The 21,943-nt window shown below is 57.1% G+C and carries 20 protein-coding genes; 12 read left to right on the forward strand and 8 right to left on the reverse strand.

Annotated features, from left to right (window positions below; genetic code table 11):
• Positions 1-150 (forward strand): integrase (locus MUY35_RS00005; RefSeq protein WP_248363815.1); only part of this gene is annotated, 150 nt, incomplete at its 5' end.
• Between the two features lie 403 nt (positions 151-553).
• On the opposite strand, the gene MUY35_RS00010 is transcribed toward MUY35_RS00005, so the two are convergent.
• The 3 genes from MUY35_RS00010 to MUY35_RS00020 all read right to left on the reverse strand — a co-directional run bounded on the left by MUY35_RS00010 (position 554) and on the right by MUY35_RS00020 (position 4,596).
• A complete protein-coding gene (locus MUY35_RS00010) occupies positions 554-2,533 on the reverse strand; it encodes an ABC transporter permease subunit (RefSeq protein ID WP_248362894.1) in 1,980 nt (659 codons plus the stop codon).
• Positions 2,533-3,549: a glycine betaine/L-proline ABC transporter ATP-binding protein gene (locus MUY35_RS00015; RefSeq protein WP_248362895.1), complete on the reverse strand. Its 1,017-nt coding sequence runs from the start codon at positions 3,547-3,549 to the stop codon at positions 2,533-2,535. The genes MUY35_RS00010 and MUY35_RS00015 overlap by 1 nt, the downstream gene beginning before the upstream one ends.
• A gap of 102 nt (positions 3,550-3,651) precedes the next feature.
• A complete protein-coding gene (locus MUY35_RS00020) occupies positions 3,652-4,596 on the reverse strand; it encodes an ABC transporter substrate-binding protein (protein ID WP_248362896.1) in 945 nt (314 codons plus the stop codon).
• Between the two features lie 289 nt (positions 4,597-4,885).
• Here MUY35_RS00020 and MUY35_RS00025 point away from each other — a divergent pair, with 289 nt between their 5' ends.
• From MUY35_RS00025 to MUY35_RS00040, 4 genes are read left to right on the forward strand one after another with little or no spacing between them, the layout of a single operon-like run.
• Positions 4,886-6,136 carry a sarcosine oxidase subunit beta family protein gene (locus MUY35_RS00025; protein WP_248362897.1) on the forward strand — a complete coding sequence of 417 codons (1,251 nt, stop codon included), beginning with the start codon at positions 4,886-4,888 and terminating at the stop codon, positions 6,134-6,136.
• A complete protein-coding gene (locus MUY35_RS00030; RefSeq protein ID WP_248362898.1) occupies positions 6,136-6,420 on the forward strand; it encodes a sarcosine oxidase subunit delta in 285 nt (94 codons plus the stop codon). Before MUY35_RS00025 ends, MUY35_RS00030 begins: the two co-directional genes overlap by 1 nt.
• Positions 6,417-9,356: a sarcosine oxidase subunit alpha family protein gene (locus MUY35_RS00035; RefSeq protein ID WP_248362899.1), complete on the forward strand. Its 2,940-nt coding sequence runs from the start codon at positions 6,417-6,419 to the stop codon at positions 9,354-9,356. Before MUY35_RS00030 ends, MUY35_RS00035 begins: the two co-directional genes overlap by 4 nt.
• Positions 9,349-9,912 (forward strand): sarcosine oxidase subunit gamma, encoded by a 564-nt coding sequence (locus MUY35_RS00040; RefSeq protein WP_248362900.1) that lies wholly within the window; start codon positions 9,349-9,351, stop codon positions 9,910-9,912. Before MUY35_RS00035 ends, MUY35_RS00040 begins: the two co-directional genes overlap by 8 nt.
• Here the strand turns inward: MUY35_RS00040 and MUY35_RS00045 are convergent.
• Positions 9,909-10,907 (reverse strand): GlxA family transcriptional regulator, encoded by a 999-nt coding sequence (locus MUY35_RS00045; RefSeq protein ID WP_248362901.1) that lies wholly within the window; start codon positions 10,905-10,907, stop codon positions 9,909-9,911. The genes MUY35_RS00040 and MUY35_RS00045 overlap by 4 nt on opposite strands.
• A 98-nt stretch (positions 10,908-11,005) precedes the next feature.
• Here MUY35_RS00045 and MUY35_RS00050 point away from each other — a divergent pair, with 98 nt between their 5' ends.
• A complete protein-coding gene (locus MUY35_RS00050; protein ID WP_248362902.1) occupies positions 11,006-11,662 on the forward strand; it encodes an XRE family transcriptional regulator in 657 nt (218 codons plus the stop codon).
• Between the two features lie 25 nt (positions 11,663-11,687).
• On the opposite strand, the gene MUY35_RS00055 is transcribed toward MUY35_RS00050, so the two are convergent.
• From MUY35_RS00055 to MUY35_RS00070, 4 genes are read right to left on the reverse strand one after another with little or no spacing between them, the layout of a single operon-like run.
• Positions 11,688-12,755: a DUF3445 domain-containing protein gene (locus MUY35_RS00055; RefSeq protein WP_248362903.1), complete on the reverse strand. Its 1,068-nt coding sequence runs from the start codon at positions 12,753-12,755 to the stop codon at positions 11,688-11,690.
• Position 12,756: 1 nt separating this feature from the next.
• On the reverse strand, positions 12,757-13,743 hold the full coding sequence (locus MUY35_RS00060; protein ID WP_248362904.1) for a PDR/VanB family oxidoreductase: 987 nt from the start codon (positions 13,741-13,743) through the stop codon (positions 12,757-12,759).
• A complete protein-coding gene (locus tag MUY35_RS00065) occupies positions 13,740-14,336 on the reverse strand; it encodes a dimethylamine monooxygenase subunit DmmA family protein (protein ID WP_248362905.1) in 597 nt (198 codons plus the stop codon). Before MUY35_RS00065 ends, MUY35_RS00060 begins: the two co-directional genes overlap by 4 nt.
• 55 nt (positions 14,337-14,391) lie before the next feature.
• Entirely contained in the window at positions 14,392-15,540 is a 1,149-nt protein-coding gene (locus tag MUY35_RS00070) for an aminomethyltransferase family protein (RefSeq protein ID WP_248362906.1), read from the reverse strand.
• 261 nt (positions 15,541-15,801) lie between these two features.
• Between MUY35_RS00070 and MUY35_RS00075 the strand changes: the two genes are divergently transcribed.
• The 6 genes from MUY35_RS00075 (at position 15,802) to glnT (ending at position 21,914) form a co-directional block, all read left to right on the forward strand.
• Positions 15,802-17,178 (forward strand): ammonium transporter, encoded by a 1,377-nt coding sequence (locus MUY35_RS00075; protein WP_248362907.1) that lies wholly within the window; start codon positions 15,802-15,804, stop codon positions 17,176-17,178.
• Between the two features lie 10 nt (positions 17,179-17,188).
• Complete coding sequence (locus MUY35_RS00080; RefSeq protein WP_248362908.1) at positions 17,189-17,404, forward strand: hypothetical protein; 216 nt, start codon at positions 17,189-17,191, stop codon at positions 17,402-17,404.
• A 140-nt stretch (positions 17,405-17,544) separates the two neighbouring features.
• Entirely contained in the window at positions 17,545-18,474 is a 930-nt protein-coding gene (locus MUY35_RS00085) for a glutamine amidotransferase family protein (RefSeq protein ID WP_248362909.1), read from the forward strand.
• On the forward strand, positions 18,475-19,158 hold the full coding sequence (locus tag MUY35_RS00090; RefSeq protein WP_248362910.1) for a protein GlxC: 684 nt from the start codon (positions 18,475-18,477) through the stop codon (positions 19,156-19,158).
• A 10-nt stretch (positions 19,159-19,168) separates the two neighbouring features.
• A complete protein-coding gene (locus MUY35_RS00095) occupies positions 19,169-20,509 on the forward strand; it encodes an FMN-binding glutamate synthase family protein (protein WP_248362911.1) in 1,341 nt (446 codons plus the stop codon).
• Positions 20,510-20,579: 70 nt separating this feature from the next.
• The gene (gene glnT / locus MUY35_RS00100) at positions 20,580-21,914 is read left to right on the forward strand and encodes a type III glutamate--ammonia ligase (protein ID WP_248362912.1); all 1,335 of its coding nucleotides are present in this window, start codon (positions 20,580-20,582) and stop codon (positions 21,912-21,914) included.
• The last annotated feature ends 29 nt before the right edge of the window (positions 21,915-21,943 follow it).

The following is a 21,943-nucleotide window of genomic DNA, read 5'->3' on the forward strand; positions in this document are numbered from 1 at the left end:
CGAGGCATGACAGATCATGACATCAAGCAGATCTGCGATCAGCTCAACAACACGCCCCGCAAATGCTTGGGATGGAAAACTCCAGCGGAGGTGTTCCGTGAAAAGATGATGGAGGAAACAGGCAAACACCCCTACCCTCAGCGCCAATAGGAGTCGCAGTTCAACTATCGCTCACAGGCGCAAAGCTTGTCAGAGTACGTAGATAATGAGAATGAGATTCGTCTCGGTCCAGTTTCAAGGATTCATGATTTTTGCGCTTTTCAGCGAAATCTGTAGATTTAGCCGACGCAAGCGATCACAGCGACAGCAGTATTGATCAATTCAAATAGCGCTGCTTTTAAGGAATGTTCTTGAAGTAGAGGATATTGGGTGATGCAGTAGATCCTCGGCATTCGGAGCAAAAAAAGGGAAACGGACGTGCATCATCATAGCGAGACGGAAGATCTCTTGACCCGGCCTGAAGTAGCGACGAGGGCTGTGTTTTGTTTTCATAAATGCTGGTTGACCGCCCTGCCCGCCTCAAGCAGATCGTTCCCTGACAAGGCCGTCTTCATCAATCGAGACCCAGGAGCTTTTTCTGGTCGTTCGCCCATTTCAGGATGGTCAGGTCAAAGGTCAGCGCCATCAGAGCCACGCAAATGCCCAGCACAAAATTCTTGCCCAGATCAGTGCCTGCAAGGGTGCGTTGAAGCTCTTGGCCAAGGTCTTGCGTGCCGATGAACGCCGCAATGATGACCATGAAGAAGGCAAACATAATCGCCTGATTGAACCCAACGGCCATCGTAGGCAGCGCCAGCGGCAGTTGCACCTTCCACAACTTTTGCATCCGTGTGGCACCCGCCATGTCGGCGGCCTCGGTCATCTCTTCCGGCACGGTGCGCAGCCCCTCGATCGTATAGCGGATCAGCGGCACCATAGCGAAGATCAGGATCGAAAAGATTACCGCAATGTCAGTAATGCCAAACAGCATGATCGCCGGAATTAGATAGACAAAACTCGGGAAGGTTTGCGCCGTATCGCAAACCAGCAAAATGCGCTTGGACCACTTTTCCGTCCGTGCGGCCACAATGCCGATGGGCAGGCCCAGAAGCATCGCAATAGCCACCGCTGATAGAACAGAATAAAGCGTGATAACTGAGCGGTCCCACCACCCGGACAGCGCCACCAGCGAAAAGAACAGTGTCGCATAGATCGCCTGCTTTCTGCCCCCCAGCCACAGCGCGAAGGCTGCCACGAGCAAGATGAGCGCGGGCGTCGGGATTGATAGCAGGAAGTTGCGGAACGGGATCAGGATTTGCACATTCACAAAGGCGCGCAGAAAACCAGTGGTGGCCTTCACCGCGCCAATGTCGAGGAAGCCTTTGATCAGATTGTCCAGCTCTTTACCCATGGAGAAGTTCTGCGTGCGACCGAGCTGACCCGCCTCAGGGATTATTTGTGCGACGAGAACAAAAAATACGAACGCGCCTGCGGCAAGGCACAGTGTCAGGTGGCGCTTCCACCATGGGGTGCCTTTCTCGAAATGTTCAGGCTGTTTGACCACCCAGGCCTTAGACATGCGGTCCAGCATCACAGCCAGAAGCACGATGGTAATGCCAATTTCAAACGATCGACCAAGCTTGAAGCTGCCCATCATCGCCAGTAATTTTGCCCCAAGACCGGGCATGCCGATGAAGGCCGTCAGAACCACCATGGCAAGGCAAAGCATGATCACTTGGTTTACACCCACCAGAATTTCCGTTCGGGCCGACGGTAAATAGACATGGAATAACAGCTGACGACGGGTGCAACCGCTCATGTTGCCGGCTTCCACCACTTCGGGTGAAACCTTCTTTAGGCCAAGCGTTGTCATCAGGATCATCGGCGGGATCGCATAGATGGTGGTAGCCACCGCACCAGCCGTTGGACCCACCTTGAAGAAGATGACCGCAGGTAGCAAATAAGTGAAGAAGGGTAGAGTTTGCAGAACCGACAGGATTGGTTTCAGCGCCGCGTCTACCCATGGCTTGCGCCACGCCAAGATGCCAAGACCCAAGCCGATAAGGAACGCCGAAGGGGCTGCGACGACAAGAACTGACATCGTCTCCATGGCAATTTTCCACTGCCCGATCAGCGCCGTCCATACGAATGTGCCCGCAGCCAAAAGCGCCATGGTCCAGCCGCCAAGGTAATAACCAATCACCCCCGCGACAGCCGCGATAGCGGTCCATGGGATGGGGCCAATACTCGGCCAACGCCGCTTGCCGAACAGCAAGTTAGCGGTCGTATCAAGGAAAGCCTGTAAAATTTCGGTCAGAAAGCGCGTGAGCTTCAACAGCCCCAGATCATCTTTCACGAAGTTGAAAATCGCGTCCAGCCAGCCTGCGAAATTCGGGACCACCGCCTCTGGCACCCGAAACAAGGCGGCGGGCAGCAGGCCCGCGTATTGAAGCAGCATGAGCACGATGGCGACACCCACAAGGATAAGTGCGCCACGCGGGCGCGTCAGCGTCTGACCTGTGCGCAATTCAGGCTGGGCTGTCGTCTCTGCCATTAGCCATTCTCCAACAGAATTTCCAACGCTTCGGTGCGGTTCATGCCGCCGATGACTGTGCCGTCTTTGGCAACCGGAATAACGTCGCGGGTGTCTTGGACAAGCAGGCGGGCAAGGTCCTGCACCGTTGCCTTTGCGTCCACAGGATCGCCCTCGCCTATTGTTTCAGCGGTCGCAAGAACGCGGGCATGGACCACGCGGGCCTTGTCGATATCTTCGGTGAACTTACGCACATATTCGGTCGCGGGGCGCAGAACGATCTGATCGGGCGTGTCGCACTGCTCCACCGCGCCGTCTTTCATGATGGCGATGCGGTCGGCAAGGCGCAGGGCTTCGTCAAAGTCGTGAGTGATGAACACGATGGTCTTGCCAAGCAGCGCTTGCAGGCGCAGGAACTCGTCTTGCATCTCGCGCCGGATCAGCGGGTCGAGCGCGGAAAACGGCTCGTCCAGAAACCAAATGTCGGGCTCGATGGCGAGGCTGCGTGCGATGCCAACGCGCTGTTGCTGTCCGCCGGACAACTCGCGAGGGAAATAATCCTCGCGGCCCTCAAGGCCGACCAGTTTCACAACTTCCAGCGCGCGCGCGCGGCGTTCGTGTTTGTCTTGGCCACGCATCTCAAGTGGGAAGGCCACATTCTCCAGCACCGTTCGGTGCGGCAGCAGGCCGAAGCTTTGAAAAACCATGCCCATCTTGTTTCGACGCAACTCGATCAGCTCTTTTTCGGTGAGCGACATGATGTCCTGCCCGTCCACCTCAATGCTGCCACCGGTGATTTCGTGCAGGCGTGAGAAGCAGCGCACCAGTGTCGACTTTCCCGACCCCGACAGCCCCATAATGACCAACATTTCACCCTTGCTAACATCGAGCGAGACATCCTTCACGCCTGCGATGTAGCCATCTTCGCGGATCTGATCAAAGCTCTTACCTTCCGCCATTTGGGCAAGGTAGCGTTCAGGATGTGCCCCAAAGATTTTCCAAACATTGCGGCAGGAAATCACGGGTTTGGTGGTCATGATGCGGCTCTCCCCTCACCGATCCAAGCGCCGGTGCTCAAAACGTCTGCCCGGAGGTTACTCCGGACAGACGCATTTTCTTAGTGATTTGTCAGATAGGCTTTAAGAGCCGGTCCAACCCTGCCAAACGTCGGGATTCGCTTCCAGCCAAGCGGCGGCGGCGTCCTCGGCTTCCATCTCGTCTATGTCGACCAGCTTGGCCATCTCGGCGATCTGTGCGTTGGTGAACGAGACTTTGGTCAGCGTGTCATAGGCTGCGGGCCACTTGTCCTTCATACCATCCCAAGCGGCTTTCTTGAGGTAACCCTTGGCAGGGTTGCCGCAGTCATACATCGCATTCGGGTTCACGCCGACGGCTGGGTCTTTGTCACAGCCTTCGACCCATTCTGGGAATTCCACAAATTCACCGGGCCACACAGCTTCAGCAAAGTTCGGCGTCCAGTTGAACACCACGACCGGACGTTTGTCGGCCTCTGCCGCGCCGATTTCGGCCCAGAGGGCGGCGGCGGAGCCTGCATTCACCACGACGAAGTTCATGTCGAGCGCTTCAACACGTTCTTGACCGTGCTTCAGCCAGTCAACGGGGCCGTCCAGATAACGACCTTTATCGCCAGTCTCGGCGGTCGCAAACACGGCGGCACAGTCATTAAGCGCTTCCCAGCTTGGCAGGCCCGGGCAGGCGTCTTTGGTCCACATCGGATACCACCAGTCCTCGCGCGTCACTGCGTCGTGGTCACCGGCGTCGTGCAGTCCACCTTTTTCCAGCGCCGCGCGGAAGGACGCGCCAAACGCGCCTTCCCAGACCTCCAACTCCATCGTAACATCGCCCAAACGGATGGATTCATAGACGGCTTGGCTATCTGTCGTGACAAATTCCACGTTGTTACCCATGGATTCTAGAATCTGTCCAACCGCGTGGCTCATCACGATCTGTGACGACCAGTTGTGGATCGGAATCACGATTGGATCGCTGCTGTCTTCCGCAAAGGCTAGGCCAGAGCTGAGCGCGAGCGCAGCAGCGGTCAACGCCGTTGTAAACTTCGTCATGTTAATTCTCCCAGTTGTGTCGCGGTCTATTGCGCCGCTTCATATTGGATCGCAGGGCAGTCCTGCGTCTCGCGAAGGTCGAATCTTGTTGAACTTCCGCATTTCTCCGTCGCTACTGTCGCACGATTTTCCTCTCGATCAAGAATTTTTCTTCATGGTGCGTGTTCAACTTTTTGCGGAGAAAGGCCAAAATCTGGTGTTTTGGTCCGATTTGGACGGCTCGAAGTCGGGTTTGGAAGTGACTTTGTGACAAAAAATAGGAAGCCTGTAGCAAAAGAGGTCTGATTCCATGCGCTACTCCGGCTTTAAGGTCATCAAGGAAGCCCTGACGGGCCACCGAGGCTGGACGCCCGCATGGCGCGACCCCGAGCCCCAAAGCCACTATGACATCGTCATCATTGGCGGTGGCGGTCATGGGTTGGCGACTGCGCATTACCTGTCCAAAGTGTATGACGAGAAGCGGGTTGCCGTTCTGGAAAAGGGCTGGATTGGCGGTGGCAATGTCGGGCGCAACACGACCATCATCCGCTCCAACTACCTGCTCGACGGAAACGAGCCATTCTACGAGATGTCGTTGAAGCTGTGGGAAGGGTTGGAGCAAGACCTGAACTACAACGCTATGATCAGCCAACGCGGCATCATGAACCTGATCCATTCGGATGCACAGCGCGATGCGTTTGTCCGGCGGGGCAACGCGATGATGTTGAACGGCGCGGACGCCGAATACCTGAATGAAGACCAAATCCGCAAGGAATACCCGTTTCTGAATTTCGACGATGCTCGCTTTCCTATCAAAGGGGGGCTGGCGCAGCGACGTGGCGGCACCGTGCGCCATGACGCAGTCGCATGGGGCTTTGCGCGCAGCGCCGACAGCCACGGCGTCGACATCATCCAGAACTGCGAGGTGCAGGGCTTCCGCATCGAAGGCGGCGTGTGCAAAGGCGTCGAAACTTCGCGCGGCTTTGTCGGGGCGGGCAAAGTCGGGTGCGCGGTGGCGGGAAATTCAGGACGTCTGATGGCCATGGCGGGCATGCGGCTGCCGATTGAGAGCCACGTATTGCAGGCCTTCGTCTCTGAGGGTCTGAAACCCGTCCTACCCGGTGTCATTACCTTCGGCGCAGGCCACTTCTATGTGTCGCAATCCGACAAGGGCGGGCTGGTCTTCGGCGGCGATCTTGATGGCTATAACTCCTATGCCCAACGCGGCAACCTGCCTGTGGTCGAAGACGTCTGCGAGGGTGGCATGGCGATCATGCCGATGATTGGCCGCGCCCGGATGTTGCGGATGTGGGGCGGGATCATGGATATGTCCATGGACGGTTCCCCCATTATCGACCGCACCCATATCGATGGGCTCTATTTCAATGGCGGCTGGTGCTACGGCGGCTTCAAAGCGACGCCTGCATCGGGCTATGCCTTCGCCCATCTGTTGGCGAAAGATGAGCCGCACGAGACTGCGACTGCATACCGGATCGACCGCTTCCGTACCGGTCACATGATCGACGAAAAGGGAATGGGCAATCAGCCCAACTTGCACTGATGATTATCAACCACCCCCTACTCGGCCCGCGCGACAGCGCCGAATTCATCTATATGGGCGACGCAGGGCTCATCAATCGCCCTGACCCTGAAACCGCCAGCGGAGAAGAATGGTATGCATATGCCTATCTACGCGACAACCCGGCGGGCGAGCATCGGGAATTGTGGTGGCATGAGGGCGGCGACCGCTCTTGGCTGGTGGTGACGCGCAACACGGTAACGCACGAAATATCCAAGGTCGAAATCGCACGTGATGTGGCCCGCGCGCAAGGACGCTCAAAATGACCCAGTCCAATCGCCTGAGCGGCGGCCAGATCGACCGCAACACCACGCTGAAATTTACGTTCGACGGCAAGACCTACGATGGCCACCCCGGTGATACACTGGCCTCTGCACTGCTGGCGAACAACGTGCGTCTGATGGGCCGATCGTTCAAATACCACCGCCCGCGCGGGCCTTTGACTGCGGGCTCGGAAGAACCGAACGCCATTGTTGAGTTGCGCAGTGGCGACCGCCAAGAACCCAACACCCGCGCGACAACGGCCGAGCTATATGACGGCCTCGTCGCCAAATCGCAAAACCGCTGGCCCTCGCTTGCCTTCGATGCCATGGCGATTAATGACCGCTTCTCGAATTTTTTGACGGCAGGCTTCTACTACAAGACCTTCATGTGGCCCGCCGCGTTCTGGGAAAAGGTATACGAGCCGATTATTCGCAAAGCCGCAGGGCTTGGATCGCTGTCCATGCAGGCGGACCCCGACGCGTATGACAAGGGCTTCCGCCATTGCGAATTGTTGATTGTCGGCGCGGGGCCCGCAGGCCTGATGGCCGCTTTGACGGCTGGGCGTGCCGGGCGTGATGTTATCTTGGCAGACGAAGATTTCGCCATGGGCGGGCAACTAAATTCCGAAACCTTTGCATTGAATGACGCCCCTGCCCTTGATTGGACCACCGCCACCGTGGCCGAGCTGTCGTCGCTGCCCAACGTCCGCCTGATGCCCCGCACGACGGTTATTGGCGCGTTCGATCACGGCATCTATGGCGCTGTTGAGCGGATATCGGACCACTTGGAAACCCCGCCAGAGGGCAAGCCGCGCCAAATTCTGTGGCGTATCTACACCCAAAAAACTCTCCTTTGCGCAGGCGCCACCGAGCGCTCGATTGCCTTTGAAAACAACGACCGACCGGGCATTATGCTTGCCTCGGCTATCCGGACATATGCGAACCGTTGGGCGGCCACACCGGCACAGCGTGTTACGATCTTTACCAACAATGACGACGGCCACCGCACAGCCGCCGATCTGCACGCCAAGCATGTGAATATTGCCGCCGTTGTGGACACGCGTGCAGATGCCCCGTTCAGCAGCGACTATGAGGTTATCAAAGGCGCACAAGTGGTCGACACAAAAGGTCGCCTTGGGCTGACATTCGCTGAGTTGCGGTTGGCGAATGGCGAAAGTCGAACCGTCGAGTGCGGTGCGTTGGGCGTCTCGGGAGGTTGGAACCCGAATGTGCATTTGACCTGCCACCAACGCGGACGGCCAACTTGGAACGAGGACTTGGCGGCTTTCGTGCCGGGCGCCGACCTGCCCCCCGGGATGACCGTCGCAGGCGCGGCAGACGGCACGTTTTCCACCCATGGCGCGCTGACCTCCGGTGCGAATGCCGCTGCGCGGATACTGGACATCAAGCCCTCCGACGCCCCAACCACCGAGGATGCCGCCGTCAGGCAAACACCGTTCTGGTTTGTCGAAGGCTGCTCTCGTGCGTGGCTTGATCAACAAAACGACGTGACCGTGAAAGATGTGAAGCTGTCTCATCAAGAGGGCTTCCGCTCGGTCGAACACCTGAAACGTTACACCACACTCGGCATGGCCACCGATCAGGGAAAGACGTCCAACATGGGCGGGCTAGCCATCATGGCAGAGCTTGTGGGTAAATCCATCCCCGAAGTTGGCACCACAATTTTTCGCCCACCGTACACGCCCACAGCCATCGGCGTGCTGGGTGGCCGGATGCGCGGGATGGATTTTCACCCGACCCGCCTGACGCCTTCTCACTTTTGGGCAAAAGAGCGCGGCGCGGTCTTTGTCGAGGTCGGCAACTGGTTGCGCGCGCAGTGGTTCCCCATTGCGGGCGAAACCAATTGGCGCGCAAGTGTTGACCGTGAAGTTCGCGCCACTCGCAATTCGGTCGGCGTGTGCGACTGCACAACGCTGGGCAAAATCGACGTGCAAGGCACCGACGCGGCATTGTTCCTGAATAAAGTATATTGCAACGGGTTTGCCAAACTCGCCGTGGGCAAAACCCGGTACGGTTTGATGCTGCGCGAAGACGGGATTGCCATGGATGACGGCACCGCGGGGCGACTGGCGGAGGATCATTTCGTGGTCACCACGACCACCGCCAATGCAGGCAAGGTCTATCAGCACATGGAATTCGTGCGCCAATGTCTGATGCCGGACGCCGACGTGCAGCTGATTTCCACCACCGAGGCGTGGGCGCAATATGCCGTTGCGGGGCCAAATTCACGAAAGCTGTTGCAAAAGATCGTGGACCCCGCGTTCGACATCTCTAACGACGGCTTTCCCTTCATGGCCTGCGGCAACATCACCGTTTGCGGCGGGCTGCGTGCGCGCCTGTTCCGTATCTCATTCTCGGGCGAGTTGGCATTCGAGATTGCCGTGCCGTCGCGGTATGGTGACGCTTTGATACGCAAGTTGATGGCCCAAGGCGAAGAATTCGATGTCACGCCATATGGCACCGAAGCACTTGGCGTTATGCGGATAGAGAAAGGCCACGCGGCTGGCAACGAGTTGAACGGCACCACCACGGCGCTGAACCTTGGAATGGGGCGGATGGTGTCCAAGGCGAAGGACAGCATCGGCTCCAAACTGTCAGAGCGCGCGGGGCTAAACGAAGACGGCGCACTGGCGCAAGTGGGCATAAAGCCGGTGAACGCAGCCGATAAGATCACCGCCGGCGGGCATTTGATGGCGGCCACAGGCCCGGTCGATGCGAAGCACGATCAAGGCTACGTTACCTCCGCCGCCTTCTCTCCAAGCTTGGATCACATGATTGGGCTTGGGTTCCTGAAAGACGGCGGCAGTCGGCTGGGTGAAACGATGCGGCTGGTGTCACCCGTGACCGATCTAACGGTGGAGGTCGAGATCGTCTCGGCCCATTTTGTCGATCCCGAAGGGGAGCGTGTTCGTGCATGATCTGATAGCCATAACTGCGCTTGGCGGCAGCGCCCCGCGCGTTGACCGCGTGGCGGATACGACGCTGACCGAAAACCCCGGGATCGCGCTGGCGTCAGTCGCCGCGCGTATGGACCAAGAGACTACGTGCCGCAAACATTTGAAAGCCGTCATCGGCGCGGTTCCCGGGCCCGGCAAGGTACAGCTGCACGACCCTGAAGCAGGATTTTGGATGGGTCCCGATCAGTGGATGGTCGGCGCACCGTTCGACACACATGAAGACTTGGCCGCGCAACTAAAGGCGCGGTTTGGCGAGTCGGCATCGGTGACCGAGCAAACCGACGCTTGGGTCTGTTTCGATCTGCGAGGCGACGGAATGGAGGCGGTGATGGAGCTGCTGTGCAACGTCAACATCCGCGCCATGCAAACCGGTGACGCGCAGCGTACATCTATTCACCATCTGGGCTGCTTTGTGCTGCGCCGCGACCCATCCGATTGGGTGCGCATCCTTGGGCCGCGTGCTTCGGCAGGCTCGCTACATCATGCGATCCTGACCGCGATGAAATCTGCACTTTAGGTCGATGGCACCGGCATGTCGCCCACGACGCGAAAGGCATTGATCCGCGCGCGGTCTTCTTGCGGGCTTAGACCAAACGCGGTGCGGTAATGTGCAATTAATGGCGTCGGCGAGGCGTAGCCCACCGCGCAAGCGATCTGCGCCATACTGTCTTTGGAATAAAGCACGAGCTGCCGCGCGGCCTTCATCCGCAGCTTGCGATAGTAATGTGTAGGGTTCTGGCCTGTTGCCTTCTTAAAGGCGCGTTCCACCTGACGCGGTGTTACGTTCAAGCTGTCCGCCACCTCGCCAATGGAAATTGGATCCTCGATGCGTCCTGCGAACAATGCAACGGCGCGGCCCACGAGGTCTGGCAGTGAAGGGTCGGCGCTGGCTTGCATTGGCACCCGCTGCCGAACCCCCTCGCCGCGCATCGTTGGATGCTGGAACCAACATGCGACCTCGTGGGCGATATCTGCCCCCAAGCGGTCCTCGACCAGTCTTAGCGCCAAATCAAACGCAGACGCCGCGCCCGAGACGGTATAGCGGCGGCGGTCGGTCACGATGACGTCCCCTTCGGCTTGCATGTCTGGGAATTCGGCGCGGTATGCCGCCTCGTAGCACCAATGCACCGAGCAGCGATGGCCAGCCATCACACCAGCACGCGTGAGTGGAAACACCCCGCCACTGATGCCTCCCAATATAACGCCACGTCGATCCATGGCCCGCAAAATACCGTTAGAGGCTTTGGGGTCCGTGAAGGTGCTGGTGGGGCTGGACAGAAGAAACAACATGTCAACGTCACGCAAATCCGTCAAAGCGCAATCCGGCTCGAAGCTAACAGCGGCACTTGAGGCGACCTTTTCGCCATGCTCAGACACGAGTTTCCAGGCAAAAGATTGCCGTCCTGCAATCTCGCCTGCGGCTCTGAGTGGCTCGATAAAGGAGGTCAGGCAAGCCATCGGGAATCCGGGAAAAATTAGAAACCCAATCCGCAATATTTCACTGTCGTTCATCTTTATATTTCTATCAGGAATAATCTGACTATAATATAATCAGTTTTCATGGAAAGGCGATTGATCGTTCTTCTATGACCCCCTAAAGCGATTGCGCTATGGACATCGAGAAAATCAGCCCGAATATGGCGTCGAAACTCACCCAAAATCCGCACAAAACGCGGGATGGTGAACGAGAGAAAGTACTTGAGGTCGCCATCGGCCGTGAGGTGCGTGCTTTTCGCCGCCAGAAAGAGCTTACCGTGGCCGAGCTGGCCGCGATCACCGGACTTTCGATCGGTATGTTGTCAAAGATCGAAAACGGCAACACATCCCCATCGCTGACGACCTTGCAAACGCTCGCCAACGCGCTGAGCGTGCCGCTGACCGGCTTCTTCCGCCGCTTTGAGGAAAGTCGCCAAGCCGTCCATACAAAAGCAGGTGAGGGGGTTGAAATTGACCGCGAAGGCACGCGTGCGAACCACCAATACAACCTGTTGGGACATATTGGTGCGAACGCCTCTGGCGTCATCGTGGAGCCGTATCTGATTACGCTCAGCGACAAGTCAGACGTGTTTCCAGCCTTTCAGCATGGCGGGATCGAGACGATCTATATGCTGGAGGGAGAGGTCGACTATCGCCATGGTGACGTCGTGCATTCCTTGCAGCCTGGTGACACATTGTTCTTCGACGCAGATGCCCCGCATGGGCCAGAGCAGTTGGTGAAATTGCCCGCCCGCTATCTGTCGATCATCAGCTACCCGCAAAACGCCTGACAGACCAATCCCCGTGCCCGCGCAGTTACTTCTGCAAAGGCGGCTCGGTATCAGTGTCAGCGAACACGCCCAGTGACGTGGGCAGCCCGTCGTCGAATTGTGACAAGTAGTCCAGCATCATCGGGCGGTTGTCGATGAAACCTTTGTAGGTTGCCAATTCATCGGGCAAATCGCGGATCACGCGATGCAAGCGGCGGCCCCATTTGGGCTTCGTCATCAGATCTTGGAAGCTGCACAAATAACAGCGGATCGGGAACACCAGCGCATTCGAGCGCGGCAGGCGGAAGAATGTCTGCAGCTCCACTCTCAGATGTTGCTTTGACCCAATATTTTCCGGCGTCAGCGACGTCTTCTGGATGCCCCATTTGTGATAGTTCTCTGGGCTGGTATCCAGCAGAGGGTTCACCGTCATCGTCCAGTTCAATCGCCGCGCAGGTGCACCTTGCTGGATGTTGAGCAAGAACTTCAGCGCACGCACAAAGATGCCCTTCTCATGGGCCAGCGGCACAGGTGCGTGCCATTCAAAAAAGTTCATGCCGATATCGAAATCAAGCGACCAGTCAGCCTGCGTCGTGATCATACCCGCATCCATCCACAGGTTTTCGTCACGCTGGTCCAACACGCAGAAATCACCCTGCGCTTGACGCGTGATGTATTCCATTGGTCCGTAAGGCAGCGTGGTTTCGTCCATGAATGTGAACGTGTCGTCGATCCCCATGGGTTTGTTGACCCACCGCCATGTGTCCCCGTCACGGTGCAGCTCGAACAGGTCGGGATAATCCTCTGATTTGGAAACCATGATCAGTTCCAGCAAGTCCCAACCTGCCAGCGTCATATGCGGTAAGCATTGGCACCGCAGTGGGTCATCCGCCAACACCATGGCGCGGTCACGCATCTCGGCCACGTAATGCTCGTCCACATCGAAGCGCTTCTCATAAACCGAGTCCGCTGGCCCTCCTCGGTGTTGTTCCATGTTAACCGAATACATGTAGCTGTCTTCGTGGAACGGGAACGGGAAGCGGTCGATGGCCCTTTGCGAATTGTGGAAAGAGTAGTCGTCACGGAAGGTTTCGTCATTGAATTGCAGGGTCATATTAGCGGTCCAGTTCCAGAGATTTGCCAACAAAGCGACTGACGCAGGGCATGATTTTCTTGCCTGATGCGTGTTCTTCGTCATCCAGCCAATGGTCGCGGTGGACGAATTCGCCATCCGCAGCGATCACTTCGGTTTCACATTGCCCGCATGAACCGCCGCGACACAGGAACGGGGCCTCGACCCCTGCCCGCTCGATTGCTTCCAACAGGCTTTCATCTTCGCGTACGGTGATGGTCTTGTCCGATCTGCACAGGCGCACTTCAAAGGGTTCGCCCGGTTCAGGAGCGAGGAATTCTTCCGAATGGACATGTTCATCGGGCCAGCCTGCGGCGGTGGCCGTGGCGTGAACCCAATTGATCATACCTTTTGGACCACAAACATAAGCATGGGTGCCTAAGGGTTGGCCGTCGAGCAGATGTTCAAGGTCAATCGCTTGAGATTGCTCATCAAAATAGATGTGCACCTTGCCCGGGTACTTATAGCTCAGAACGTCCACATAGCTGCCAAGGCTTTCCGAGCGGCAGGCGTAATGCAGCTCCCAATTCCCGTTTGAACGTTCCAGCTGGGCAATCATTGCCATGAACGGGGTGATACCGATGCCACCTGCAAAGAACAAATGCTTGCGCGCGCGTAAATCCAGCGAGAACAGGTTGACCGGATAGGTGATCGTCATCTCGTCGCCGACCTTAACATTGCGGTGCATGAACAGCGAACCACCGCGCCCTTCATCGTCGCGACGCACGGATATAGCGTAGGTCGACAAATCGCCCGGATCCGACATCAGTGAATAGGGGTTTAGACGCGTGCGGCCATTATCGTTCATCTCGACCACCGTGTGCGCCCCACCAGAGAATGGTGGGAAAAGCGCACCATCGCGGCGTTGGAATTCAAATCGCGTGACGAGGTCATTCAGCGGTACGACAGCAGAGACGGCAATGTCGATCTTCTCGGCTCCGGCCTTCACTTTCTGGGGTGCGGCGCTCATTCGTAAATCCCCTTCGCTTCGGGCACATTGCCCGGGTCTTCTGCGTCGATACATACACCCTGATAGGCGGCTAAACGGCGCGAGTAGTGGTCGCGCACAAACAGGTTCAGGCCACAATGCGCACAGACAAAAGGATCGGTTTCCACGTCTTCGGTGATGCCTTTGCAATGCACACATTGCATTCGCCGCGCGATGGAGCCGCGATGCTCCGTCTGAATGGCGGTGTGTGGATATCCGGCCTGCATCGCCTCGTTCTGGGCTTGGCCCATCAAACCTTCGGTACCGGCAAGGTAGATTTGCAGACCCATATGGGCGTTTTGCAGAACATGACGGATGCGCTGAAGCGAGGCCGCGTAGCTAGGTCCCTCATAAAACTGGGCAGGCTTGAGTGCGCGAAGTTTATCCGTGAAGACGGCACCTTTTGGGATATAGATGATGTGGGTTTTGGCCATTAGTTCAGGTGTGGCCACGTCGAGAATCGCCTCGGCCCCGTCAGCATCCGCGACCATCAGGTGATGTTTTCCGGGGCGCGCTTCCAACGTACCATAGACGGGGCGGCTTCTTATTGACGGCGGGAATTCAAACTTAGGCATTGTCGTCCTCTAGTAAAGCAAGAAGGGCGCGAGCCTTAACCCGCACCCTATCCGATTAGCCTTTGGCGATACGAATTGTCTTTTCTTTGTCGTAGAATGGCATCTCTTCGGTAACACAGCCGATTTCGGTGCCGTCCTCGTTTCTTACCGTCAATTTCACGCCTGGTGTAGCGCAATCCTTGGGCATACGGGCGATGCCGACATTGTGCTTGTTCAGCTCGGAATACATCCCGAAGGTCACGACGCCAACTTTCTTGCCATCCTGCAACAAATCCGCACCTTCGTCGGCCGGTGTGGTGCCGTCCAGACGGACGCCGTAGATCTTGAAGCGCTCCTTGCCCTCTAACGCATAGTGGTTTTCCGCACCGATGAAGCCAGTCTTTTCCGGCGAGACCGTGAATTCCAGACCCAGTTCCCATATCGTGTCGCCCACATGCGGGGCGTCATCAAACGGATAGGTCTCGGAGTTGTCGCCCGGGTAGAACAGCAGGTAGCTTTCGGTGCGCAACAAATCGAGGGTCGAAAACTGCACCGGACGGATCCCCATGCTTGCGCCTTCGGACAGGATGTTGTCCCACAAATGCGTGGCATCCTTGGCGCCTACGAAAATCTCATAGCCCCGCTCGCCGGTGTAACCCGTACGAGAGATCATCACATCACGTCCAAACAGCCGCGTGTTCATGATGCCGAAATAGGCAAGATCACGGATGCCCTTGATGTGCTTGGCAAGGAAATCGACTGCGACAGGGCCTTGCAATGACATGTCGTGCAGGTCGTCGTCGAACAATACAGAGACGTTTTTGGCGGCTGCAACGGACGTGAACTGCTCCATCCCCGCGCCTGTGCCGTGGACGACCATCCATGTGTTCACCGCAAGATGATAGATGATGCAATCGTCGATGAACTTGCCATCAGCGTTCAGGATAGAGGCGTATGTTGAGCGGCCCGGAGCTATCTTTTCGACGTTGCGGGTGGTTACCCGATCAATCACATAGGCCGCATCGGCGCCGACGATATGCAGTTTCTTCAGACCAGACACGTCCATCAGCCCGGCTTTGGTGCGGATAGCTTCGTAGTCTGCTTTCGCCCGCTCGGGTGTATGATCATAGAACCAAGCGGTGCCCATACCGTTCCAATCCTCAAGCTCTCCACCGATTTCCGCGTGGCGGGGGGCGAGGACGGAGTGTCTCCAGATTATGGCCATGTTGGTCTCCCTGTCGTGTTTTTGTGAATCTTTGTTGGGACGCATTGAGCCTCAGAGCAGCTCAAAAAGCAACATTGCAGGCAAATTTTTTTCCTGACAGGCAATATTGAAGAGGCAGCCTTTTTCCGCCCCCTCCATCTTCCGAAACAATCTTACGCTAAAGACAGCATCGTTGACAGAATCTAAGTCTGTGAGTTTATATACAGGAATAAAATATCACTAACAGGCAAAAAGCCTGAAAATTCAACAGGGAGTTGAACAGTGGACGGTAATCTAAACGCACTGACCACGGTGTTCACCGAGTTTTATTACTGGGTCACCGTGGTCTTCATGTTCCTCATTCACGTCGGGTTTTGTATGTATGAGGTTGGCGCAAGCCGACGGCGCAACCATATGCACACGCTGATGAAAAACATCATGATCATTCCCTTGGTCACTGTTACGTTTTTCTTCTTTGGATGGTGGATATATTGGGCATTTCCCAACTTCTACATCTTTGGTGGCTCAATTGATTTTGACGCCGGCGCAGCCAACACGCCTTGGTCCCCAACCATGGCGACCAACCTCGAAGATCGAATCACTGGCGTTTTTTGGGCCGCGTTCTTGCTGTTCTCATGGACAGCGGCTTCTATCGTGTCCGGCTCTGTGATCGAACGTATCCGATCGTCCGCCTTGTGGGTCCACGCCGTCCTTATTGGGTCAGTATTCTGGATCATCGACGCGGCTTGGGGGTGGCACTATGCGGGCTGGATGGTCAAATACCTTGGCTACCACGACGCCTATGCGTCTGGTGTGATCCATGCGATTGCGGGCGGTTATGCGCTTGGTGTGATCATGGTGCTGGGCCCCCGCATCGGTAAGTTTGCAGCCGACGGCACCCCACGCGATATTCCACCGCATAACCCGTGGCTGCTAACCGTCGGGATTTTCCTGATCTATACCGGTTTCTGGGGCTTCTACGCCGCCTGTAACGTGCCGATCATCGCTCCTGAAGTGATTGATGGTCAAATCGTTGGCACCACTTGGACAGCCACGAATATCTATCTGGCACCGACGACCTTATCGGCGATTACCTTCAACTTCCTGATGTCTTTGTCGGGCGGTCTGATGGCGGCTTACGTGGTCTCAAAAGGCGATGCGTTCTGGACATTCTCAGGCGGTCTTGCCGGGATCATCACTGCGTCGGCGGGCAATGACCTTTACCACCCGATCCAAGCCATGTTGGTTGGCGCTGTTGGCGTCGTGATCGTCTACAAGCTGCACTACTGGGTAGAGAAGCGGTTCAAACTTGACGATGCTGTGGGTGCGGTCGCGGTGCACGGCTATTCCGGTGTTGTCGGTCTGATCATTGCAGGCTTCCTACTTTGGGGCGCGCCTACCTCACCATTCGAAGGCTATGCGACGATCACACCGTGGGGCCAAGCCACCGGTGCCGTGATCATGTTCTTCGTGCTGGGTTTCTTGCCGGGGTTCCTTGTGTCCAAAATGCAGGCCGCCGCTGGTGTACTGCGCATTCCAGAAGAGGTGGAATTGCAAGGGCTCGACTATGCAGAACACCACGCCTACGAGGACGCAAAGGCTGACATAATCGAAGCCGACAAAGCGCATCTTGCAGCCACAACAACTCCAGCAGAGTAAGGAGACGAGTATGTCAACTATTGGATACAAAGACTGGGCCGTTGATCTTGCCGAAGTAGGAGCCGTCTATCCGCTCCAAGGCTGGGAGGTCGCGATGACCATCGTAGGCGTAATTTTCTGGCTGGTGTGGCACCGCATCCAGTTTGTTCGCGAAGGCGAACATCTGGAGAAAGCCAAGAAGATGGGAGATCAGGACAAAGTCAAAAAAGCGCTCGAGCGATACTAGAGTTTCGCGAGGGGGCGGCTTAACAATCGCCTCCTCGACCTATCCTCATAGGAATATTTATTTCCTCAGGGTTGAGAGTTGTTTTTTTTGATGCTAGCCTTTGATTCAGCTGCAAACCCACTCCCGAAAGGATCACGCATATGTGCGGAATTGTTGGACTTTTCCTGAAAGACCCTTTGCTTGAGCCAAAGCTCGGCGACATGCTGACTGACATGCTGATCACGATGACGGATCGCGGGCCGGACAGTGCGGGTATCGCAATTTATGGGGCGGAGTCAGAAGGCAACTCCAAACTGACCGTACAATCGGACACGCCTGATCAGGATTTTTCCAAGCTCGACAATGAGTTGCGCAAGATGGTCAAAGGCAAGGTCTCAATGGATGTGATCGACACTCACGCAGTGCTAACGATGCAAGCCGACCAGATCGCAATAGCCCGCGCCGCGTTGGCCGAAATCCGGCCGTCGGTTCGGGTCATGTCTCAGGGCGATACGCTGGAAATCTACAAGGAAGTTGGCTTGCCCAAAGATGTGGCAGCACGCTTTAACCTGCGACAGATGAGTGGGACGCATGGCATCGGCCACACACGAATGGCCACCGAGTCGGCGGTGACAACCATGGGGGCGCACCCGTTCAACACTGGCACGGACCAGTGCTTGGTCCATAACGGCTCGTTGTCCAACCACAACTCCCTACGTCGCAAGCTGCGCCGCCTTGGCGTTCACATCGAGACCGAGAACGACACAGAAGTGGGCGCGGCCTACCTGACGTGGAAAATGCAGACCGGCTCGACGTTGGGCGAAGCCCTGCAATCAAGCCTCGACGATCTGGACGGTTTCTTCACCTTTGTCGTTGGCACCAAGGACGGCTTCGGCGTGGTGCGCGACCCGATCGCGTGCAAACCTGCAGTTATGGCCGAGACGGACCAATACGTGGCCTTCGGGTCCGAGTATCGTGCTTTGGTGAACCTGCCAGGCATCGACACCGCCCGCGTCTGGGAGCCGGAACCCGCAACGGTTTATTTCTGGTCGCACAACGCGGCACCCACCGCACAAGAGAAAGCGGCATAAATGCAAACATTCGATCTTGAAGCGCGTGGGTTGCGCGACCTGAACGCAACTCTCCACGCGCAGGCTGAGAATACGAACCAAACCCATTGGGAAATCATCAATCCAAAAGGCAGCCACGCGATCGCGGTGGGTCTGGACGCACCGATCGAGGTGAGTGTCAAAGGCTCAACCGGCTACTACTGCGCTGGAATGAACAAGCAGGCGACTGTGCATGTCCATGGCTCTGCCGGTCCGGGCACGGCCGAAAACATGATGTCAGGTACGGTGATCGTCGAAGGCGACGCATCACAATACGCGGGGGCGACCGGCCACGGTGGCACGCTGATCATCAAGGGCAACGCATCGTCGCGCTGTGGAATTGCGATGAAAGGCATCGACATCATCGTGCACGGCGATGTTGGTCACATGTCCGCTTTCATGGCGCAGTCCGGCAATATCGTGGTCTGCGGCGATGCGGGCGACGCACTTGGTGACAGCTGCTACGAGGCTCGTTTTTTCGTGCGCGGTTCGGTCAAATCGCTTGGTGCCGATTGCATCGAAAAAGAGATGCGTCCCGAGCATATTGCCATTCTTGAAGACCTGCTTGAACGTGGCGGCTGCGACGCCAAAGCGTCCGAGTTCAGGCGCTATGGCTCGGCCCGCCAACTGTATAACTTCGATGTCGACAACGCTGCGGCTTATTAAGGATATCCCGATGAAAGATCACGACGCCCGGGGCATCCCGCACACGACACCGCGCCAGTCCGCGACCTTCAGCCAAGACGTCAACAGCGACATCCGTCGCGCGGCAGCCACGGGCATTTACGACATCAGAGGCGGCGGCGCTAAACGCAAGGTGCCACATTTCGATGACCTGCTGTTCATGGGCGCGTCGATCTCTCGCTACCCGCTCGAAGGCTATCGTGAGAAATGCGAAACCAAAGTCACACTCGGCACCCGCTTTGCAAAGAACCCGATAGAGCTTGATATCCCGATCACCATTGCGGGCATGAGTTTCGGCGCTTTGTCCGGCCCCGCGAAAGAGGCTTTGGGCCGCGGTGCAAATGCGGCAGGCACATCGACCACCACCGGTGACGGCGGCATGACACCAGAAGAACGCGGCCATTCTTCAAAGCTGGTCTATCAGTACCTGCCTTCGCGATACGGCATGAATCCCGATGATCTGCGCAAAGCCGATGCGATCGAGATTGTGGTTGGCCAAGGTGCCAAGCCCGGTGGCGGCGGCATGTTGTTGGGGCAGAAAATCTCTGACCGCGTGGCCGAGATGCGCAACCTGCCGAAAGGCATCGATCAACGCTCGTCCTGCCGCCATCCGGATTGGACCGGCCCCGACGATCTTGAAATCAAGATCCTTGAGTTGCGCGAAATCACCGGCTGGAAGGTTCCAATCTACGTCAAGATTGCTGGCGCGCGCCCCTACTTTGACACGACACTCGCTGTCAAAGCCGGTGCAGATGTTGTGGTTCTGGACGGCATGCAAGGCGGCACGGCGGCAACGCAAGACGTCTTTATCGAGCATGTCGGGCAACCCACTTTGGCGTGTATTCGCCCCGCCGTAAGGGCGCTGCAAGACCTCGGCATGCACCGCGAAGTGCAGTTGATCGTCTCTGGCGGCATTCGGTCTGGTGCAGATGTGGCGAAAGCCATGGCGTTGGGGGCTGATGCTGTTGCAATCGGCACGGCCGCCCTGATCGCACTGGGTGACAACGACCCGAAATGGGAGGCCGAGTATAACGAGTTGGGCACAACTGCTGGTGCCTATGATGACTGGCATGAAGGTCTGGACCCTGCAGGCATCACCACGCAGGACCCGGAACTGATGAAACGCTTTGACCCCATTGAAGGTGGTCGCCGGTTGAAAAACTATCTCAAGGTGCTGACGCTCGAGGCGCAAACCATCGCGCGGGCTTGTGGCAAAAATCACATGCATAATCTGGAGCCAGAAGACCTTGTGGCCCTGACAATGGAGGCCGCCGCCATGGCCCAGGTTCCATTGGCCGGCACCGACTGGTACCCCGGCAAACCTAATACTTAATTCTAACAAACGAAGGGCGCGACAGTTATGTACGCGCCCTCACTGTTGCGACCAATAGGGACGAAAACAAATGGGAACTGACCTTGCTAAATTCGCCAAGGATAACGGCGTAAAATATTTCATGATTTCATTCACGGATCTGTTCGGAGGCCAACGCGCCAAGCTGGTCCCTGCCCGCGCTATTGCGGACATGCAAGAAGATGGCGCGGGCTTTGCAGGCTTCGCCACATGGCTGGACCTGACGCCTGCTCACCCTGATATGCTGGCCGTGCCAGACCCCGAAGCGGTGATCATCCTGCCGTGGAACAAAGAAATCGCTTGGGTGCCCGCCAACTGCGTGATGGAAGGCGAACCCGTTGCCCAAGCCCCACGTAACGTGCTGCGAAAGCTGGTCGCACAAGCCGCCGAAGAAGGCATGCACGTCAAAACCGGCATCGAGGCCGAGTTCTTCCTGCTGACCCCTGCTGGCGACCAGATATCAGACGAATTCGATACCGCCGCCAAGCCATGCTACGACCAGCAAGCTTTCATGCGCCGCTTGGACGTGATCCGCGAAATCTCTGACTACATGCTGGAACTTGGCTGGGGGGCGTACCAAAACGACCACGAGGACGCCAACGGTCAGTGGGAAATGAACTGGGATTTCGACGATGCGCTGGCGACCGCCGACAAGCATTCCTTCTTCAAGTTCATGGCCAAATGCGTGGCCGAAAAGCACGGCTACCGCGTTACCTTCATGCCCAAGCCGATAGAGGGGCTGACCGGCAATGGCTGCCACGCCCACATCTCGGTCTGGGACGCGCCGGGCGCAGCATCCAAGACCAACGTTTTCGCCATGGAAGCGAACGATAGCAGCCAAACTGCCGAGCTTGGCCTGTCCGAGGAAGGCCGCTTCTTTCTGGGTGGTATCATGAAACACGCGTCAGCGTTGGCCGCGATCACCAACCCCACGGTGAACAGCTACAAGCGCATCAACGCGCCGCGCACGATATCGGGGGCCACCTGGGCTCCGAACACGGTCACATGGACCGGCAACAACCGCACCCACATGGTCCGCGTTCCCGGCCCCGGCCGTTTCGAGCTGCGCTTGCCCGACGGCGCGGTGAACCCATACTTACTTCAGGCCGTCATCATTGCGGCGGGGCTATCGGGGGTGCGTACCAAAGCTGACCCGGGCAAGCGCCATGACATCGATATGTATGCTGACGGCCACAAGGTTCGCGGTGCACCAAAGCTGCCTTTGAATATGCTCGACGCCTTGCGTGACTATGACAAAGACAAGGAACTGAAGGCGTCGATGGGCGAGGAATTTTCCAACGCTTACCTGAAGATGAAACACGAAGAATGGAACTCGTTCGTGTCGCATTTCTCCCGTTGGGAGAAAGAAAACACACTCGATATCTAGTCGCGGCGGCGGGGTGACCCCCGCCCAAC

It is taken from the genome of Aliiroseovarius sp. S1339, assembly GCF_023195695.1.
Classification (GTDB): Bacteria; Pseudomonadota; Alphaproteobacteria; order Rhodobacterales; family Rhodobacteraceae; genus Aliiroseovarius.

Bases quoted from the DNA above. Each gene is read 5' to 3' on its own strand.
- MUY35_RS00010 (WP_248362894.1), bottom strand. From the start codon at position 2,533: ATGGCAGAGACGACAGCCCAGCCTGAATTGCGCACAGGTCAGACGCTG.
- MUY35_RS00015 (WP_248362895.1), bottom strand. From the start codon at position 3,549: ATGACCACCAAACCCGTGATTTCCTGCCGCAATGTTTGGAAAATCTTT.
- MUY35_RS00020 (WP_248362896.1), bottom strand. From the start codon at position 4,596: ATGACGAAGTTTACAACGGCGTTGACCGCTGCTGCGCTCGCGCTCAGC.
- MUY35_RS00025 (WP_248362897.1), top strand. From the start codon at position 4,886: ATGCGCTACTCCGGCTTTAAGGTCATCAAGGAAGCCCTGACGGGCCAC.
- MUY35_RS00030 (WP_248362898.1), top strand. From the start codon at position 6,136: ATGATTATCAACCACCCCCTACTCGGCCCGCGCGACAGCGCCGAATTC.
- MUY35_RS00035 (WP_248362899.1), top strand. From the start codon at position 6,417: ATGACCCAGTCCAATCGCCTGAGCGGCGGCCAGATCGACCGCAACACC.
- MUY35_RS00045 (WP_248362901.1), bottom strand. From the start codon at position 10,907: ATGAACGACAGTGAAATATTGCGGATTGGGTTTCTAATTTTTCCCGGA.
- MUY35_RS00050 (WP_248362902.1), top strand. From the start codon at position 11,006: ATGGACATCGAGAAAATCAGCCCGAATATGGCGTCGAAACTCACCCAA.
- MUY35_RS00055 (WP_248362903.1), bottom strand. From the start codon at position 12,755: ATGACCCTGCAATTCAATGACGAAACCTTCCGTGACGACTACTCTTTC.
- MUY35_RS00060 (WP_248362904.1), bottom strand. From the start codon at position 13,743: ATGAGCGCCGCACCCCAGAAAGTGAAGGCCGGAGCCGAGAAGATCGAC.
- MUY35_RS00065 (WP_248362905.1), bottom strand. From the start codon at position 14,336: ATGCCTAAGTTTGAATTCCCGCCGTCAATAAGAAGCCGCCCCGTCTAT.
- MUY35_RS00070 (WP_248362906.1), bottom strand. From the start codon at position 15,540: ATGGCCATAATCTGGAGACACTCCGTCCTCGCCCCCCGCCACGCGGAA.
- MUY35_RS00080 (WP_248362908.1), top strand. From the start codon at position 17,189: ATGTCAACTATTGGATACAAAGACTGGGCCGTTGATCTTGCCGAAGTA.
- MUY35_RS00085 (WP_248362909.1), top strand. From the start codon at position 17,545: ATGTGCGGAATTGTTGGACTTTTCCTGAAAGACCCTTTGCTTGAGCCA.
- MUY35_RS00090 (WP_248362910.1), top strand. From the start codon at position 18,475: ATGCAAACATTCGATCTTGAAGCGCGTGGGTTGCGCGACCTGAACGCA.
- MUY35_RS00095 (WP_248362911.1), top strand. From the start codon at position 19,169: ATGAAAGATCACGACGCCCGGGGCATCCCGCACACGACACCGCGCCAG.
- glnT (WP_248362912.1), top strand. From the start codon at position 20,580: ATGGGAACTGACCTTGCTAAATTCGCCAAGGATAACGGCGTAAAATAT.